This window comes from Microbacterium mitrae, from assembly GCF_008017445.1.
Lineage (GTDB): Bacteria > Actinomycetota > Actinomycetes > Actinomycetales > Microbacteriaceae > Microbacterium > Microbacterium mitrae.
This window is the reverse complement of sequence record NZ_VRSW01000001.1, coordinates 850,358-865,060: the sequence shown is the minus strand read 5'-3', so window position 1 is coordinate 865,060 and position 14,703 is coordinate 850,358. Positions and strand designations below refer to the sequence as shown.

Genomic DNA, 14,703 nt, shown 5'->3' with positions numbered 1-14,703 from the left:
GGCGAACGCGGGTGCGGGATCGAAACTCGCCATACCGAGCGCGCACGAACGTCGTCGCGTCAATGTCGGAGGGAGTTGGTAAGTTCTTCCTCGTGCCAGAAGCAGTTATTTCAGCGCGGAATCTGCGCAAGACCTATGCCGTGAAGGGTAAACCGGAGTTCGTCGCGGTCGATGACCTCACGTTTGACGTTGCCCCCGGTGAATCGTTTGGCCTGCTTGGCCCGAACGGTGCCGGAAAATCCACCACGATGAAGATGATCGGCGCCGTGTCGACCCGCACAGACGGCGACTTGAGCATCCTGGGTCTTGATCCCAACCAGTACGGGCCAGAGATTCGCTCGCGCCTGGGCGTGGTTCCGCAAGCCGACAACCTCGACGCCGAATTGAACGTGCGCGAAAACCTCTACATGTATGGCCGCTACTTTGGGTTCTCGGGTGCCGACTGCCGGCGTAAAGCCGAAGAGCTCCTCGCTTTTGCGCAGCTCGAAGACAAGGCCAAGGCCAAGGTTGACCATCTGTCGGGCGGTATGAAGCGACGGCTCACGATCGCGCGTGGACTCATCAACGACCCGCGCATTCTGCTCCTCGACGAGCCGACAACGGGGCTCGATCCGCAGGCGCGTCACGTGCTGTGGGATCGCCTTTTTCGTCTCAAAGAGCGCGGAACCACGCTGGTGCTGACAACGCACTATATGGACGAGGCGGAGCAATTGTGCGATCGACTCATCGTTGTCGACAAGGGCAAGATCATGGCTGAAGGCTCACCCGCGTCGTTAATTCGTGAATACTCCAGTCGTGAGGTGCTGGAGGTGCGATTTGGGTCAGACAAGAACAGTGAGATCGCGGAGCACTTGCAGGGGGTCGGTGATCGCGTCGATGTCCTTCCTGATCGCATTCTGATCTATACCAATGACGGTGACGCTGCTCTGAACCGCATTGTCGAGTTGGGTCATCACCCCCTCACCTCCCTCGTGCGTCGTTCCAGCCTGGAAGACGTCTTTCTGCGCCTCACCGGACGATCGCTGATCGAATGAGCACCACGAATATTCAGCATCCGAGTCTCGACGCCTTGCGGGCGGAGGCCATCACGGCCGCGCGCAAACCGCGAGCATGGGGATGGTTCTACGCGTTCGAACACATGGTTCGAGCGATGCGCGCATACGGGTGGACGATCGTCGCTGGTGCACTCGGTCAGCCGCTGCTGTACCTGTTCGGTTTAGCCCTCGGCTTGGCCGCATTGATCTCGACACCCGTTGTCGATGGCGATGTCTCGGTGCGCTACCTCGTCTTCGTTGCCCCCGCACTCATCGCAGCGGCAGCGATCGCGGTGGCAACCGAAGAGATGACCTATCCCGTCATGAGCGGGTTCAAATGGCGCCGCTATTTCTACGGGTTCTCCGCATCTCCCATTTCCAGTGCCCAGATCGCAACCGGTGTGGCGCTTGCCCCCGCCGCGCGCATGCTGGCGGCCGTGGTTCCGTACTACCTGATCGTGTGGCTCTTCGGCGGCGTCGAAACCCCGGCGACCGGGTGGCTGGCCATTGGCGCCGGGGTTCTGGCCGGGCTCGCCTTTGGTACGCCGCTGATGGCTTACGCGGCGAGCATTGAAGACGACAAGGGGCAGTTTGCGCTCGTACAGCGCTTCATCTTCATGCCCATGTTCTTGTTCTCCGGAACCTTTTATCCGCTGGCCAACCTGGACTGGTGGCTCGCGTGGATCGGTTGGATCTCACCGCTGTGGCACGCCTCAGAGCTCGGGCGCATGGCGATGTATGGCAAGCCGGTGAGCGATGCCATGATGTGGCTCCACATCGCTTATCTCGTGGTGTTGGCCGTGGGCGGTTACCTCATTGCGCGCCGCATGTTTGCACGGAGGCTGGCGAAATGACGACGACAACGCACAGCCCAACCGCGCGGCGCGCGGGCGGCGTACGCGCGCTCTGGGCCGGAAACCCGTTTGCCGTTGTTCAGCGCGGGCTCGTCGCCGCGCGATCATCGAGTTGGGCGGTGGTGCTCTCCGGCTTCTTCGAACCGGTCTTCTACCTGGCCTCGATGGGCATCGGGTTGGGCAGCATGATCGGCTTGATTACCCTCGCCGACGGAACCGAGGTCAGCTATGCCGCATTCATCGCTCCCGCATTGCTTGCGGTGAGTGCGATGAACGGAGCGATCTATGACTCCACATGGAATGTCTTCTTCAAACTGAACTACGGCAAGCTCTACGAGGGCATGTTGTCAACCTCGCTGGGGCCGCTGGATGTGGCGCTCGGGGAGATCATGTACGCGATGCTCCGCGGCTTGGTCTACGCGAGCGGGTTCCTCATCATCATGCAGGTCGCCGGGCTCAACCTGTCATGGACGGCCGTGCTCGCCCTGCCCGCCGTGCTGTTGATTGCGTTCGGCTTCGCTAGCCTCGGCATGGCCGTCACGAGCTATATGAAGACCTTCCAGCACATGGACTGGATCAACATGGTGCTGTTGCCGATGTTCTTGTTCTCGGCAACGCTGTTTCCGATCACGAACTACCCACAGTGGGTCCAGGGCGTCATTCAGGCGTTCCCGCTGTGGCACGGCGTCGAGTTGATCCGTGGGCTCACCACCGGTGCACTTCATCTCGGCATGATCTGGCATGTCGTGTACTACCTTGTCATGATCGCCATCGGGCTGGTCTTCACGACGAAGCGGCTGCGCGCGCTTTTCCTCGACTAGAAACGCATACAGAAGGCGGGCTGGCACGTCTCGTGCCAGCCCGCCTTCTTTGTTGCTTACGGAGCGGGGTGTGAGGCGGAGGCCTCACCCGCGTCGCCGGTGTAGTCGGAGTCTTTCGTCTCACGCATGAGCAGCGCCGCGATGAGTGTGAGCACCGCCATCGCCGAGAGGTAGATGCCGACAAGCCACGGGTTGCCCCCACCGGTGCTCAGCAGCGCGAGCGCGATGATGGGCGCGAGGGCCGCACCCAGAATCGATGACACGTTGTACGCAATCGCCGAGCCCGTGTAACGGACGTTCGTCGGGAACAGTTCCGGCAGCAGGGCGCCCATCGGACCAAACGTGAGTCCCATGAGCGTAAAGCCGATGATGAGGAAAGCCAGCGTCATCCAGTACGTCCCCTCGCCCACGGGATTCTCCCGCGGCATCAGGAAGAACGAGAACGTGAGTCCGAACAGCACGATTGCCGAGGTGACCCAAATGAGGGTCTTGCGACGGCCGAAGCGATCGGCGAGTGGGCCCGCCACCATTGTGAAGATGCCGAAGAAGACGACGCCGATGATCTGCATGATCACGAAGTCGGTGTACGCAAATCCTTGACCAGGAACGAAGGTGGCCGGGTCGCCGCCCTCGGGGAGCGTTTGTGGTTTGGTTCCGAAGGTCAATGTGAAGTTCGTCATCAGGTAGAACAGCACGTAGGTGGCAAGCATCAAGAAGGTGCCCAGAATCATCTGCCACCAGTAGGTGCGGAACGCCTCCAAGACCGGCAGCTTACGGATCGTTCCCTTGGCCTCGGCCTTCTTGAACGCATCAGACTCGACGAGCTTGAGGCGTACCCAGAGTCCGACGATCACCATGACGGCGCTGAACCAGAACGGCACGCGCCAGCCCCACTCCAGGAATGCGTCGGACTTCTGCGACGGGTCATCGGCCGGCATCGCGAAGTTGATGAGCAAGAACAAGCCGTTGGCGATGATGAAGCCCAGCGGCGCACCCAGCTGCGGGAAGGTTCCGTACCATGCGCGCTTGCCCGCGGGAGCATTCTCTGTCGCGACCAGCGCCGCGCCTGACCATTCGCCGCCGAGTGCAAATCCCTGGGCGAGGCGCAGAACCAGCAGCAGGGCGGGAGCCCAGAAGCCGATCTGGTTGATTGTTGGCAGGCAGCCGATCAGGAAGGTTGCAATTCCCATCGTGAGCAGCGAGGCGACCAACGTTGCCTTGCGACCGTATTTGTCGCCGAAGTGACCGAAGATGACGGCGCCGATCGGGCGCGCAACCATCGCTGCGCCGAAGACCGCGAACGACGCGAGCAGGGAGGCGGTGGGGTCACTACTGGGAAAGAACAGGACGGGAAAGACCAAAACGGCCGCCGTCGCATACGCGTAGAAGTCGTAGAACTCGATAGTTGTTCCGACCAGGCTCGCGGTAATGACGCGGGAGCGAGAATTCGCAGGTTGTGTGGATGTCGTCGACATGATTCCTCTTCGAATGGCTAGATCGTGTCAGCGTCGGACACGGTGGTGAAGGGGAACCTCAGGCGCAGGGATGGTCGGCCTGGCGGCTCAACACTGCGTCACCTCATCGCCGGTTTGGTGCCCGACAACGAAACAACCCTACTCCTGTCAGGCGCGAGCGCCTGACAGGAGGGGCGATCACTCGGCGTCGGTGCTCGGCGGCGTTGCCGCCATAGCTGCTTCGAGGCGTCCGTCGGCAATGATATGCCCCATGCGGTCACGCTTCGTTTCGAGGTATACGTGGTTGTTTGGCCCCACGCCGACGACGAGCGGAACCTGTTCCACGACCGTCAGACCAAGATCAGTGAGCTGAGCCACCTTGTTGGAGTTGTTCGTGAGGAGACGCACGTTCTGCACGCCCAAATCTTGCAGCATGGCGGCGGCCGCACCGTAGTCGCGCGCGTCGGCAGGCAAGCCGAGTGCGAGGTTTGCGTCGAGAGTGTCCAGACCCATTTCTTGCAGGCTGTATGCGCGCAGCTTGTTGATCAGGCCAATACCGCGACCCTCATGACCGCGCATGTAAATCACGACGCCGCCCGCGTCGTTAATCGCCTGCAGCGCCGCATCGAGCTGCGGGCCACATTCGCACTTTTGCGACCCAAATGCTTCACCCGTCAGGCACTCCGAGTGCACACGCACGAGCGCGGTGTCGCTGAGCTCGCCAGACACGATGGCGAGATGATCCATGCCCGTCACGTGATCTTTGAACGCGAGGAAGCGGAAGGTGCCGTGATTGGTCGGAACCGTGGCCTCGGCCCGCAACGATACCCGGCGGGGTCGGGGAGCCGGCTCGCTACCGTCGGTCGCGTGCTGTCGTCGGTAAGCGACAAGATCGGCGATTGAAACGATCGGCCAATCGCGCTCGTCAGAGAGGGCGAGGAGTTCGTCTGGGCGCAGGGTCTGGCCGTCTCTAGCCACCAACTCGGCCAGCGCGCCGACCGGGGTCAGACCCGCGAGCTTGAGGAGATCAACTGTTGCTTCTGTGTGGCCGGCACGAGCGGTGACGCCACCCTCCGCTGCGATCAGCGGCACCAGGTACCAAGGGCGGTGCTCCAGAGCGCTATCGGTCGCCGCAATTGCGCGCAGCGCTTCGGCACGAATTTCAGCGTCGGCTCCGGCTGCTGGAGCAAGCGACGGCGACGTCGGGGTGAGCTGCAATACGGCAGCATGTTGCGGGCATACCGGCAGACCGATCAAGCCGCCCATCCAGTGGCCCATGCTGGCCAGCGTCTCGGTCGTTGCCGTCTCGGCTGCCAGCACGACGCTGCCCTCAGACTCGCGCAGTTCGTCGTCAATGACGATGACGGGCGTGCCAGCACGAAGAGCATGAAGGGCGTCAGAAATGGGGGACAGGCTCACAGCGAGCCTCCTTTGAAGCGAAGGGAGGGCAAGGATGCGGGTTTGGTGGTGGGATTGCTAACCGGAACCATCAGCACTCGCCTCACGGGTCACACGTATCAGAATATCCTCGCCCAGAATTGTCACCTCGGGGCGGTGAAACCGCATGATGTCGGCGATCGTGCCAATTCCGATCTCATCAAGCGCGAGATGGGGACCGCCGAGGAGCGCGGGGGCGACATAGACCAGCAGTTCATCGACGAGGCCAGCGCGTAAGAAAGCGCTGGCAACGGTGGGACCGCCCTCGATGAAAACGGAGTGAATGCCGCGTTCGTGCAGGTCGGCAACAATTTTGGCCGGGTCGTGTTCGCGCACGTGAATCATCTCGCGCGGGTGCTGGCGCACGCGCGCGGAGGGCGGAACCTCGCGGTGGCCGACAACGACGGGCTGTGGTTGAGTGGGGAGCAGGTCGTCACCATCGCGCGCCGTCAACGCGGTATCGTCAGCCAAGATGGTTCCGATGCCCGCGACAATGGCGTCCGCGGCGGCGCGGCGGCGATGCACGTCGGCGCGGGCGGCGGCGCCGGTAATCCACTGGCTGGTTCCGTCGGCTGCGGCAGCACGACCATCGAGGGTCTGCGCCCACTTCACCGTCACGAACGGGCGAGCGAGCCGGGTGCGCGTGAGCCAAGACGCGATCAGCGCGCGTGCCTCACCTTCACGGAGGCCCTTCACCACGTCGACGCCAGCGGCACGCAGCCGGTCGGCGCCGCCCCCGGAGACAGCCCCGGGGTCACTCGTAGCGTAGACAACGCGTGCGATTCCGGCATCGATCAGCGCGAGTGCGCAGGGGCCGGTGCGCCCGGTGTGGTTGCAGGGCTCAAGCGTGACGACGGCTGTCGCCCCGCGAGCCTGGCCAGCGTCGAGCTGAGAGAGCGCGTCTACCTCCGCGTGTGCGGTTCCGCTACCGCGATGATAACCGGTGGCGAGCACCGCCCCATCGGCGGCCAGAATAACCGCTCCAACCTGGGGGTTGACCCCGCGTGGGCCCTCGGCGGCGAGTGCGAGCGCCTGCGCCATTGCGGCGTCTTCTGCGGCGGAAAAGTTCACTGTTCCTCGTCTAGGTGGCTCTGGGCGTGCGGCGGGGGCATTCATCGACGCTTCCCTGCTGAGTGTATGCAACGATGCGGTCGCTGGCGTATTCCCGAACGACCCGCCCTGTTTTGCGGGTCACGACGAACGGCGCTCGGCGTCGCTGGCTCGCAGCAGAGCAGCCGCCGATGCCTCATCAATGATGAGGTCGGTGATCATGCCAGCGGCGAGCGCTCCGAGCAGACTGACAACTTTCGCGGAACCCGCGACAATACAGACGCGCCGCGGAGTGCGCCGGAGCACCCGAAAGTCGGGACCGGTTGCTCGGGCGTTGAGCGTAATGTCCTGTGTCGATCCGTCTGCACGGTAGAACACCGTCGCGATATCACCGACGACCTTATCGTCGGTGAGCGACTGGTAGTCAGCGCGGTCCAGGTACTCCCCGTGATACACGTGCGAGGGAACTTCGGCAAACGGTGATCCCACGCTGAATACGGCAAGGTCGAGTCGCGTCTGTAGACGAAGTATTCGCTGGGTGGTTCGTTCTCGCCAAAAGGCTTGCCGGGTCAGTGGGTCATCGAAAAACGCAGGGACAGGGAACTGCTCGACTCGTGCCTCGAAAGCATCGGCAAAACGTCTGAGCATGTCGGAGGAGTAGGCGAGTCCTTCTCCGCCGATGTTTCCAGAACCGTTAAGCTGCACGAACACGGTGCCCTCGGTGGGTTGTGGCACGAGCGCTCGCGATACGGCGTTCAAAGTTGAGCCCCAGGCGAGACCTACTTTTTGGTGCGATTCGACCAGACTTCCGAGTAAACGTGCTGAGACGACGGCCACACGGCGTAAACGTTCGATATCGCTGGTCGACGGGCTCACCGGGACGATGTGCACGGCGGTATCGAAGCGTTCTGTGATGCGAACAGCGATCTTCGCTGGTGCCTCATCGGGATCGTGCAAAGAAATGCGAACCAATCCGGAGTCGCGAGCGTGGGCGAGGAGGCGCGATACCGACGAACGTGACACGCGCAGTTCCGCGGCAATCGCCTTCATCGTCAGGCTTTGAACGTAGTAGAGGTGCGCAGCGCGGAGTGCATCGCTTTGACGGTCGCTATACATCGAATCCGACACGGTGGCCACAACCTTTCCAAGAATTGAACATATGTGCAGGTGGCTTGCAAGGCCGTTCACCACTGCCGAGAATTCTAGGACGAAAGCTGTTGGACCGGGGAGGTCGTTAACGTGGCAAACAAGGAACAGGGACCGCGCGATTCGGTGCGTTCCATTGCAGAACAACCCCAGGCATCTGTGTTGATCATCGGTGGCGGAATCAACGGTGCCGGCATCTTCCGCGATCTGGCGATGCAGGGTGTTCCGGTCGTGCTGGTTGAACGCGGCGACTTCGTTTCGGGCGCATCCAGTGCGTCGAGCCACATGATTCACGGAGGTATCCGTTACCTCGAGAACGGTGAGTTCCGCCTTGTGAAAGAGTCAGTCACCGAGCGCAACCGTCTGCTTCGTATCGCCCCGCACTACGTGCGCCCGCTACAGACAACGGTTCCGATCTTCTCGACTTTCTCAGGCATCCTCTCGGCTCCGCTGCGATTCCTGACCCACAAGTCGGGCAAGCCGACGGAGCGCGGTGCGCTCTTGATCAAGACCGGGCTTGTGATTTACGACACATTCTCGCGTGACGGCGGTGCGGTTCCGCGCCACAAGTTTGTGGGCCGCCGCAAGTCGCTGGAGGTGATGCCCCAGCTGAACCCCGGCGTGAAATATACCGCGACGTATTACGACGCTTCGATGCATGATCCAGAGCGTCTCGCGCTGGATGTGTTGCATGACGGTCTCAGCCAGGGGCCGCACGCGCGCGCTGCGAACTACCTCGAAGCGGTTGGTGTGAGCAGCGACGGGGTTACCGTGCGCGACACTCGCACCGGTGAAGAGTTCGCGATCAAGTCTGACGTCGTGATCAATACATCCGGACCGTGGACCGATAAGACCAATGCGGCGCTCGGTGCCCAGACCCGCTTTATGGGAGGCACAAAGGGATCCCACATTGTGCTGGATCACCCCGAGCTGTACCGGGCTACGGCCGGTCGTGAGCTCTTCTTCGAGCACGAAGACGGTCGCATCGTGCTGATCTACCCACTCAAAGGCCGGGTTATGGTCGGAACCACAGACCTCGAGCACGACATGGACCAGCCGATTCGGTGCACGTCGGAGGAGATTGACTACTTCTTCGACCTGGTCAAGCACGTGTACCCGTCGATCGAGATCGACCGATCACAGATTGTCTTCCGCTTTTCGGGGGTACGGCCTCTGCCGCGGCACGATGATGAAGCCCCCGGTTTCGTCTCGCGTGACTATCGTGTGGAGCGTTCGGAACTTGCCCAGATACCCGGAACCACGTTGCTGAGTTTGGTCGGTGGAAAGTGGACCACCTTCCGCGCCCTGAGCGAGCACCTCGCAAATGATGTGTTGCAGATTCTGGGGCGCAAGCGCGTGCGGTCGACGGAACGGGTTGCTATTGGCGGCGGCTACGAATACCCCACCACACCCGAGGCTCGCGCCGCCTGGATCGCCAGCCATCGCGGTGCACTCAGCGAGGCACGTGCAGACACTCTCCTGGAGCGCTACGGTACTCGGGCTGCCCGCATCATCGAAGAACTCGGTGATGACGACCGCCCGATGGTGAGTCTGCCTGCTTACTCGACGGGCGAGATCCGTTGGCTTGCGCGGCATGAGCTCGTTGTTCGGCTCGACGACCTGTTCCTCCGCCGAACGTCGATTGCCTTCGTCGGGTCTATGACCGCCGAAGCATTGACCGAATTGGCAGGCATCGTCGGCGATGTATTCGGCTGGAGCACTCAAACTCGTACTGCCGAGATTGAGCACGCCCGCTGGATTCTGTCCGATGCGCATGGCGTCGGTTCGGAAACCTCGCGTCACGTAGACGCGTAAACATTCGTTCCCCGTCGGAGCGGGAACGGACTGGCACCGGGGTGCCGACGTGTCTGTCAAAGAGGTAGACACGACAGTAGAAAGAAGGTCAGTGTGGACAATCTTGGAACCGCGTTCCTTGCAGAAGTCGTGGGAACAGCGATGCTGTTACTCCTTGGTGGTGGCGTGGTGGCCAACGTGGTCCTCCACCAAAACCAAGGGTTTCGGTGGAGGATTTCTCCTCATTAACTTCGGTTGGGGACTTGCCGTGTTCGCCGGTGTGGCGGTGGCGTACAACTCGGGCGCACACCTCAACCCAGCAGTCACGTTGGGACTCGTAGCCAGCGGTGCTCCCGAGTTCGCACCCGGGGTTGCCGTCAACGTGACGACGATCCTTGCATACATTGGTGCGCAGTTCATCGGTGCCATGATCGGTGCCGTGCTCACGTGGCTCGCCTATAAAGAGCACTTTGATGCAGAAGAAGACCCGGCGAACAAGCTCGGCGTATTCTCGACCGGACCCGGGATCCGCAATTACGGTTGGAACGTGGTCACCGAGGCCATCGGCACCTTCGTGCTGGTGTTCGTTGTCATCGCCTTCGGTAAGGGCGGCGGCATGGCAGCGCTGGGCGCACTGCCCGTCGCATTGCTGATCGTGGGTATCGGTGCCTCACTGGGTGGTCCGACCGGCTACGCCATCAACCCGGCGCGTGACCTGGGCCCGCGTATCGTTCACGCGATCCTGCCCATCAAGGGCAAGGGCTCCAGTGACTGGTCCTACGCGTGGGTTCCGGTCGTCGGCCCGATTATCGGCGGCGTGCTCGCGGGTTTCGTGGCCCCGGTCCTGCTGCCCGTCATTGGCGCCTAAGCGCTTAATTCCTATACAGATGAACAACGGAGACACTGATGTCTGATTACGTACTGGCAATTGATCAGGGCACGACCTCGAGCCGTGCGATTATTTTCGACCACAGCGGTTCGATCATCTCGACCGGTCAGCTTGAGCACGAGCAGATTTTCCCGCGTGCCGGCTGGGTTGAGCACGACCCGATGGAAATCTGGGCCAACACCCGCGAGGCTATTGGCCAGGCCCTGTCCAAAGCCAACTTGACTCGCCATGACATCGCGGCGATCGGTATCACTAACCAGCGCGAGACCGCGGTGGTATGGAACAAGAACACCGGAAAGCCGGTGTACAACGCGATTGTCTGGCAGGACACCCGTACGCAAGATATCGTGGATGCCTTGTCGGTCGCGGGCGGCGTTAACCGCTTCAAGGAGCGCGTTGGCCTGCCACTGGCAACCTATTTCTCGGGCACGAAGATTGTGTGGATCCTCGACAATGTCGACGGCGCTCGCGAGGCGGCAGAAGCTGGCGACCTGCTCTTCGGTACCACGGACACCTGGGTGCTGTGGAACCTCACGGGTGGAGTCAACGGCGGCGTTCACGCGACCGATGTCACTAACGCATCGCGCACCATGTTTATGGACCTCAAGACCCTGCAGTGGGACGAAGAAATCCTCGGCATCTTCGGCGTTCCCAAGTCGATGTTGCCAGAAATCAAGTCGTCTTCCGAGGTCTACGGTGTCGCAGAAGAACAGAGCTTGCTTCGCGAGACGCCGATCGCCGGTATCCTCGGCGATCAGCAGGCGGCGACCTTCGGTCAAGCAGCCTTCGCTACGGGGGAGGCGAAGAACACATATGGCACGGGCAACTTCCTGATCTTCAACACCGGTGAAGACATCGTGCAGTCGCAGAACGGCCTGCTGACGACCGTCGGTTACAAGCTCGGCGACGAGCCGGCGCACTACGCGTTGGAAGGATCGATTGCGGTTTCGGGTTCGCTCGTGCAGTGGCTCCGCGACAACCTTGGCCTGATCTCCTCGGCCGCTGAAGTGCAAGACCTGGCAGATAAAGTGGAAGACAACGGCGGTGCATACATTGTGCCCGCGTTCTCGGGCCTGTTTGCTCCGTACTGGCGTCCGGACGCGCGCGGTGCCATCGTTGGTCTGACCCGCTATGTGAACAAGCATCACATTGCTCGGGCCGCGCTTGAATCGATCGCCTACCAGACGCGTGACGTGCTGGAGGCTGTCAACGCCGACGCTGGTGTTGACCTGACGGAGCTTCGGGTGGACGGCGGCGCTACCGCCAACGACACTCTGCTTCAGTTCCAGGCTGACATTCTGAACGTCCCGGTCGTACGACCCGTTGTTGCTGAGACAACGGCGCTCGGGGCCGCATACGCTGCAGGACTCGCTGTCGGCTTCTGGAAGTCGCTTGATGAGTTGAGTGCCAACTGGCAGGAAGACAAGCGTTGGGAAGCACAGATGGGCGAACACGAGCGCGAGCGTCTGTACCGCAACTGGAAGAAGGCCGTCTCCAAGACCCTCGACTGGGTTGATGACGACGTTCTCTAACGGTGAATGACCGATGGCGCGTACTTTCGAGTACGCGCCATCGGCGTTTCCGGAATGCGAGCGTCATTTCAGGAGACGAGATCGGCGTCGATCCGCGAGGATCTTGCCGCCGGTCTGGCACGTCGGACAGTATTCAAGGCTGCGATCGGCGAAGTAGACGCTCCGCACCGTGACACCACACACCGGGCACGGGTGACCCGTGCGGGCGTGTACGGCGAAACCCGCGCGCTTGGCGTCTTTGAGTTCGGCAGGTGGCTTGCCTGACGCGTGCTCGATCGCGTGGCGCAGGGTATCTTTCATTGCTGTGTAGAGCGTCGTGATGTCGTCGTCGCTGAGGGCCGCGGCCGATGCGTACGGGGACAGCCGCGCGGCGTGCAGAATCTCATCGGAGTACGCATTGCCGATGCCGCCGATCAACGATTGATCGCGCAGCACGCCTTTAATCTGGGTGCGTCTGCCGCGGAGAATATCGGCGAAGCTCTCGCGTGTGAAGTCATCGGCGAGCGGATCAGGGCCGAGCGTGCTGATGCCGGGCACGACCTGCGCGTCACGCACCACGTACACGGCCAGCGACTTCTTGGTTCCGGCTTCTGTCAGATCAAAACCTGAATCATCGCTAAACACCACCCGCAGGGCGATTGGCGTCTTTCCTGGCTTAATGATGGTGGGGGAGATCTGTTCGGCGAAGCGTAGCCAGCCTGCCTTCGCGAGATGAAACACCACATGGAGGTCTTCATCGGGGCTGAACAGCGAAATATCGACGAACTTGCCGTGGCGGGTGACATCACGAACCACGGAACCGCGAATCGCCTCGAGCGGCGGATCAAACGTCTTCAGCGCAGATATTGCCGCCAGATCGACGCGTGTAATGCTCACGCCGCGAAGACGCGTCGCGAGGAACATCGCAAGCGCCTGCACTTCTGGCATCTCCGGCATGCGCCCCATGATGCCACCAACTTCTGACATCCGTCAGGGTGTGCTCGGCCGCTCTTGCCAGGGCGCGAGCTCGGTTGCCTCCGGCCGCGCTACGACCGGAAACCAACCCGCACCCGTAGCGGCCTAACGCGCGAGGACGGGCCACGGAGTGCGCTTGCGGGCGTCGTGAAAAAGTAACCCGGCAACCCACGCGTCGACTCGGCCGCGCGGCGTCAGCATCGCCCCGCGCCGGACCCCCTCGTATTGGAAGCCCAGTGCACGCGCGGTTCGTGCCGATGCGACATTGCCGACCGCGCCGTTCCACTCGATGCGATCCAGCCGCATGCCGTCGATGGCAAAGCCGTTGTCGATGACAGCGGCAGCGGCCTCTGTCATATAGCGTTGACGTCGCGCGTCGGCGATGATCCAGAAGCCGAGTTCTGCCGTGTCAGGAGTTGACCGTGTCAACGACGCCACGCCCAACAGCCGGCCCGATGCGCGGATCACCCAGTGCCGGGCGCGATCATCCCGCTCAGCCTGGGTAGTGTGCGCGACAAACCACTCCGCATCCGCCCGCTCGTATGGCGAGGGTAGCGCCGTCCATTCCCGTAGCGTCGGGTCTTGGCAAGCATCAACAATGTCGTCAATATCGCGCGCAGAAGCGAGCGTCAACACCAAACGTTCGGTCGTGAGCGGGGCGATATCGACGGCCGAAGCCGTCACGATTAGCGTGCGCGGCGCAGCAGGCCGACCTTGTCGTACACGTCGGTGAGAGTCTTGGTGGCGACCTCTTCTGCCTTGTCGGCGTTGCGCGCGAGCACGCGGTCGAGTTCGGCCGGGTCATCAAGCAGTTCGAGCACGTTTTCGCGCACCGGACCAAATTCGTTCACGACGGCTTCGGCGACGGCCTTTTTGAAGTCGCCGTAGCCACGACCGGCGAACTCGTCTTCAATCGCGGGGATCTGACGACCCGTCATGGCCGCGTAGATCACCATCAGGTTCGAGACGCCGGGCTTTTCTTCGCGGTCGTACTTCACGACACCGTCGTTGTCGGTGACAGCGCGCATGATCTTCTTCGCCGTCTTCGACGGCTCATCAAGCAACCACAGCACACCGGCATCGGTCTCTGCCGATTTTGACATCTTCGACGTCGGGTTCTGCAGATCGTAGATGCGTGCGGTGTCTTGCTGAATCATCGCGTTGGGCACCGTGAAAGCCTCGCCAAAGCGCGAGTTGAAGCGCTCCGCGAGGTCGCGGGTCAGCTCAACGTGCTGCTTCTGGTCGTCGCCGACCGGAACCACGTTTGCCTGGTAAAGCAGAATGTCAGCTGCCATCAGCACCGGGTAGGTGAACAGGCCGACGCTCGTCGAGTCGGCGCCGTAGCGCTGCGACTTGTCTTTGAACTGCGTCATGCGGCCAGCCTCACCGAAACCGGTGATGGTCGACAGTATCCACGCGAGCTCGGCGTGCGCCGAAACGTGCGACTGCACGTACAGCGTCGACTTTGCCGGCTTAATGCCAGCGGCAATGTACTGAGCGGCCGTGCGGCGTGTTTTCTCCGCAAGAATCTTCGGGTCTTGCGCGACCGTGATCGCGTGCAGGTCAACGACGGAAAAGAAGGCGTCGTAGGAATCCTGCAGATCGCGCCACTGCATCAGGGCACCAATGTAGTTGCCGATCTGGAGTGAATCGGCGGACGGCTGCATTCCGGAATAAAGACGCGCTTTCTCAGTCACTCGTCAACCCTACTCGTTCTGTGCGCACGGCTCACGCGCTG

The 14,703-nt window shown here is 61.8% G+C and carries 12 protein-coding genes and 1 pseudogene; 6 read left to right on the top strand and 7 right to left on the bottom strand.

Translation table 11 applies throughout. The features are described from left to right. The first annotated feature begins 92 nt into the window (after positions 1-92). Genes FVP60_RS04130 through FVP60_RS04120 form a run of 3 tightly spaced genes read left to right on the top strand, consistent with a single transcriptional unit; the run spans position 93 to position 2,709 of the window. Positions 93-1,034 (top strand): ABC transporter ATP-binding protein, encoded by a 942-nt coding sequence (locus tag FVP60_RS04130; RefSeq protein ID WP_147825509.1) that lies wholly within the window; start codon positions 93-95, stop codon positions 1,032-1,034. After that, complete coding sequence (locus FVP60_RS04125) at positions 1,031-1,888, top strand: ABC transporter permease (RefSeq protein ID WP_147824962.1); 858 nt, start codon at positions 1,031-1,033, stop codon at positions 1,886-1,888. Before FVP60_RS04130 ends, FVP60_RS04125 begins: the two co-directional genes overlap by 4 nt. Beyond that, the gene (locus tag FVP60_RS04120; RefSeq protein ID WP_147824961.1) at positions 1,885-2,709 is read left to right on the top strand and encodes an ABC transporter permease; all 825 of its coding nucleotides are present in this window, start codon (positions 1,885-1,887) and stop codon (positions 2,707-2,709) included. Before FVP60_RS04125 ends, FVP60_RS04120 begins: the two co-directional genes overlap by 4 nt. 56 nt (positions 2,710-2,765) lie before the next feature. On the opposite strand, the gene FVP60_RS04115 is transcribed toward FVP60_RS04120, so the two are convergent. From FVP60_RS04115 to FVP60_RS04100, 4 genes are all read right to left on the bottom strand, one after another. Then, positions 2,766-4,184, bottom strand: coding sequence for an MFS transporter (locus tag FVP60_RS04115; protein WP_147824960.1), 1,419 nt, complete (start codon positions 4,182-4,184; stop codon positions 2,766-2,768). 177 nt (positions 4,185-4,361) lie between these two features. Further along, on the bottom strand, positions 4,362-5,582 hold the full coding sequence (gene ribA, locus FVP60_RS04110) for a GTP cyclohydrolase II (protein WP_147824959.1): 1,221 nt from the start codon (positions 5,580-5,582) through the stop codon (positions 4,362-4,364). Positions 5,583-5,639: 57 nt separating this feature from the next. Further along, the gene (gene ribD, locus FVP60_RS04105; protein ID WP_147825508.1) at positions 5,640-6,641 is read right to left on the bottom strand and encodes a bifunctional diaminohydroxyphosphoribosylaminopyrimidine deaminase/5-amino-6-(5-phosphoribosylamino)uracil reductase RibD; all 1,002 of its coding nucleotides are present in this window, start codon (positions 6,639-6,641) and stop codon (positions 5,640-5,642) included. A gap of 150 nt (positions 6,642-6,791) precedes the next feature. Then, positions 6,792-7,778: a sugar-binding transcriptional regulator gene (locus FVP60_RS04100; RefSeq protein ID WP_342779432.1), complete on the bottom strand. Its 987-nt coding sequence runs from the start codon at positions 7,776-7,778 to the stop codon at positions 6,792-6,794. A gap of 111 nt (positions 7,779-7,889) precedes the next feature. On the opposite strand from FVP60_RS04100, the gene FVP60_RS04095 reads away from it, so the two are divergent. The 3 genes and pseudogenes from FVP60_RS04095 to glpK all read left to right on the top strand — a co-directional run bounded on the left by FVP60_RS04095 (position 7,890) and on the right by glpK (position 12,011). Further along, entirely contained in the window at positions 7,890-9,611 is a 1,722-nt protein-coding gene (locus tag FVP60_RS04095; RefSeq protein WP_281289104.1) for a glycerol-3-phosphate dehydrogenase/oxidase, read from the top strand. A 141-nt stretch (positions 9,612-9,752) separates the two neighbouring features. Beyond that, positions 9,753-10,458 (top strand): annotated as a pseudogene (locus FVP60_RS04090) (MIP/aquaporin family protein). A gap of 38 nt (positions 10,459-10,496) precedes the next feature. Then, positions 10,497-12,011: a glycerol kinase GlpK gene (glpK, locus tag FVP60_RS04085; protein WP_147824958.1), complete on the top strand. Its 1,515-nt coding sequence runs from the start codon at positions 10,497-10,499 to the stop codon at positions 12,009-12,011. A 63-nt stretch (positions 12,012-12,074) separates the two neighbouring features. Here glpK and FVP60_RS04080 read toward each other — a convergent pair whose 3' ends face one another. The 3 genes from FVP60_RS04080 to trpS form a co-directional block, all read right to left on the bottom strand. After that, the gene (locus FVP60_RS04080) at positions 12,075-12,947 is read right to left on the bottom strand and encodes an Fpg/Nei family DNA glycosylase (protein ID WP_147825505.1); all 873 of its coding nucleotides are present in this window, start codon (positions 12,945-12,947) and stop codon (positions 12,075-12,077) included. 123 nt (positions 12,948-13,070) lie between these two features. Continuing rightward, the gene (locus FVP60_RS04075) at positions 13,071-13,649 is read right to left on the bottom strand and encodes a GNAT family N-acetyltransferase (RefSeq protein WP_246132454.1); all 579 of its coding nucleotides are present in this window, start codon (positions 13,647-13,649) and stop codon (positions 13,071-13,073) included. Between the two features lie 2 nt (positions 13,650-13,651). Next, positions 13,652-14,662 carry a tryptophan--tRNA ligase gene (trpS, locus tag FVP60_RS04070; protein ID WP_147824957.1) on the bottom strand — a complete coding sequence of 337 codons (1,011 nt, stop codon included), beginning with the start codon at positions 14,660-14,662 and terminating at the stop codon, positions 13,652-13,654. Positions 14,663-14,703 lie beyond the last annotated feature (41 nt).